Origin of the sequence: Xanthomonas sp. SHU 199, from assembly GCF_000364665.1 — a bacterium.
Taxonomy (GTDB): domain Bacteria; phylum Pseudomonadota; class Gammaproteobacteria; order Xanthomonadales; family Xanthomonadaceae; genus Xanthomonas_A; species Xanthomonas_A sontii.
The window spans coordinates 1-2920 of the sequence record NZ_AQOI01000676.1; the positions used below are offsets into that span (position 1 = coordinate 1).

3 protein-coding genes are annotated in these 2920 nt (G+C 70.9%); 2 read left to right on the forward strand and 1 reads right to left on the reverse strand.

Annotation, left to right across the window (positions count from 1 at the left end):
* Positions 1 to 263: 263 nt before the first annotated feature.
* On the forward strand, positions 264 to 1556 hold the full coding sequence (gene hemL / locus D183_RS0119310; protein WP_017910447.1) for a glutamate-1-semialdehyde 2,1-aminomutase: 1293 nt from the start codon (positions 264 to 266) through the stop codon (positions 1554 to 1556).
* A 73-nt stretch (positions 1557 to 1629) separates the two neighbouring features.
* On the opposite strand, the gene azu is transcribed toward hemL, so the two are convergent.
* On the reverse strand, positions 1630 to 2061 hold the full coding sequence (azu, locus tag D183_RS0119315; protein ID WP_026143792.1) for an azurin: 432 nt from the start codon (positions 2059 to 2061) through the stop codon (positions 1630 to 1632).
* A 251-nt stretch (positions 2062 to 2312) separates the two neighbouring features.
* On the opposite strand from azu, the gene D183_RS0119320 reads away from it, so the two are divergent.
* The coding region (locus tag D183_RS0119320; protein ID WP_017910449.1) for an HAD-IA family hydrolase at positions 2313 to 2920 on the forward strand (608 nt) is incomplete at its 3' end.

Sequence of the window (2920 nt, forward strand, 5' to 3'; positions counted from 1 at the left end):
ACCGCCGGGAGAAGGTGGCCCGAAGGGCCGGATCAGGGTGCGGACGCAGCCTCATGCAACCAAACACCGCGCGTCGCTGCGCGCCGGCCCCTCACCCCAACCCCTCTCCCGGTGGGAGAGGGGCTATGAAGCAAATCCACGGCGCGGCGCCGGCTGCGGCAGGATCGACGACATGGCGCACACCGGCGGCAGCCGCGACAATAGACGGCCTCGCTCCGCGCCCGGCCGGTCGGCCTGGCCAGCATCGCCAAGGATTTCCGCTCATGTCCCATTCCCGCTCGCATGCCCTGTTCGCCCAAGCGCAGTCGCTGATTCCCGGCGGCGTCAATTCGCCGGTGCGCGCCTTCAAGTCGGTGGGCGGCGAGCCGTTCTTCGTGCAGCGCGCCGATGGCCCGTACCTGTACGACGTCGACGGCCACCGCTACATCGACTACGTCGGTTCCTGGGGGCCGATGATCGCCGGGCACAACCACCCGGCGGTGCGCGAGGCGGTGCAGCGCGCGATCGGCGATGGGCTGTCGTTCGGCGCGCCGTGCCCGGCCGAGGTGACGATGGCGCAGACCATCACCCGGCTGGTGCCGTCCTGCGAGATGGTGCGCATGGTCAACTCCGGCACCGAAGCCACGCTGTCGGCGGTGCGCCTGGCGCGCGGCGCCACCGGGCGCAACCGCATCGTCAAGTTCGAAGGCTGCTACCACGGCCACGGCGATTCGTTCCTGGTCAAGGCCGGCAGCGGCATGCTGACCCTGGGCGTGCCGACCTCGCCGGGCGTGCCGGCCAGCCTCAGCGAACTTACCGCCACCCTGGCCTACAACGATGCCGAGGGTGCCACCGCGCTGTTCGAGGAGATCGGCCACGAGATCGCCGCGGTCATCATCGAGCCCGTGGTCGGCAACGCCAACTGCATCCCGCCGCGTCCGGGCTATCTGCAGCACCTGCACGACCTGTGCACGCAGCACGGCGCACTGCTGATCTTCGACGAAGTGATGACCGGCTTCCGCGTCGCCCTGGGCGGCGCGCAGGCGCACTACGGGGTCACGCCGGACCTGACCACCTTCGGCAAGATCATCGGTGGCGGCATGCCGGTGGGCGCCTATGGCGGGCGCGCCGAGCTGATGCGGCAGGTGGCGCCGTCCGGGCCGATCTACCAGGCCGGCACGCTCAGCGGCAATCCGGTGGCGATGGCCGCCGGGCTGGCGATGCTGGAACTGATCCAGGCGCCGGGCTTCCACCAGCGCCTGGACGCGGCCACCGCGCAGCTATGCGCCGGCCTGGAAGCCGCCGCGGCGGCGGCCGGGGTGGCGGTCACCACCAACCAGGTCGGGGCGATGTTCGGGCTGTTCTTCACCACCGAGAAGGTGGAGACCTATGCGCAGGCCACTGCCTGCGACACCGCCGCGTTCAACCGCTTCTTCCACGCGATGCTGGAGCGCGGTGTGTTCCTGGCGCCGTCGGCCTACGAGGCCGGCTTCGTCTCCAGTGCGCACGACCAGGACGTGCTGGAGGCCACCCTGGCCGCGGCGCGTGAAGCGTTCGCGGTGGTCGCCGCCGGCTGAGATGCCGGTGCCACGACCCTGGCATGACGACAACGCGCGGCGCCGATGGCCGGCGCCGCGCCGCTGCGCTGGATCAACCGAACACGAACTTGCCCTTCATCACCGCCCAGTGTCCCGGGAACGAGCAGAAGAAGGTGTAGTCCCCGCCCTTGCTGAGTTTGGCGGTGGAGAACTTGACCGTGTCCGACTGCCCGGCGCCGATCACCTTGGTGTGGGCGATGATCCGCGGATCGTTCTTGGGCAGGTAGTTGTCGGCCAGGCTGGAACTGGTGCCGGCATTGGCCACCGCCTGGAAATCCGGGGTCTTGGTCAGCACCCAGTTGTGGCCCATCACCGCGGCGGCGAGCTTGCCGCTGTGCTTGAGCGTCACCGCCACCTCGGTGCAATCGGCCGCGACCTTGATCTGGGTCTGGTCGTAGGACATCTGGTCGGTGCCGGTGATGGTCACCGCGCAGGTCTTGGCCCAGGCGGCAGGCGCGAACGCGAGACCGGCAAGGACGAGCAGCAGGGATGGAAACTTGGTGTTCAAGGCGGGTTCCTCGGCAAGAAAGACAACACTGCGCCACGGCAGGTCGCGCGCGTGGCGGCGTGCCCCGACTGTCCGCCGGCCCGCGATGGCTTGTCAACGACAAGCGATGGCGCATTGCATCATCGGCACGCGCGGCGGCACGCGGCGGCGCCCCCGCAGAGCGGCGTGAGCTTCGCTGCTCCCGCGCCACGCCAGCCGCCACTCACCCAGGCCTCCTCATGTCCGCAATGACCCGCGCGCGGCCGGCGTTGCTGCTGCTCGATTTCGACGGCGTGCTGGCGCGCTACACGCGTGCCGACCGCATCGCCGCGCTGGCCGCGCACTGCCGCTGCGAGGCCGCACAGGTGCGCGAGGTCCTGTTCGGTTCCGGACTGGAGACCGCCTACGACGGCGGCGAACTCGACACCGCCGCCTACCTGCAGCGATTGAGCGCGGGCCTGGGCGCCGCGGTGGACGCGGACGCGTGGATCGCCGCGCGGGTGGCGGCCAGCCGCGCCGACGCCGGTGTGGTCGCGCAGGTGCTGGCACTGGCCGAGCGCGTGGCCATCGGCGTGCTGACCAACAACGGTGCGCTGATGGCGCAGGCGATGCCGCAGATCGTGCCCGCGCTGTTCCCGCTGCTGCACGGACGCGTGCTGTGCAGCGGCCACCTGGGCGGGCGCAAGCCGGACGCGACGGTATATCGGCACGCGCTGGCGCACTTCGATGTCGCCCCGCGGCAGGCGCTGTTCATCGACGACCTGTTCGTCAACGTGCGCGGCGCCCGCGCGATCGGCATGGCCGCGGAAACCGCCAGCGGCGCGCGCGCCCTGCGCCGCGCGCTGGCGCGGCACGG

Coding starts and splice junctions, on each gene's coding strand:
- hemL (WP_017910447.1), top strand. CDS start 264: ATGTCCCATTCCCGCTCGCATGCCCTGTTCGCCCAAGCGCAGTCGCTG.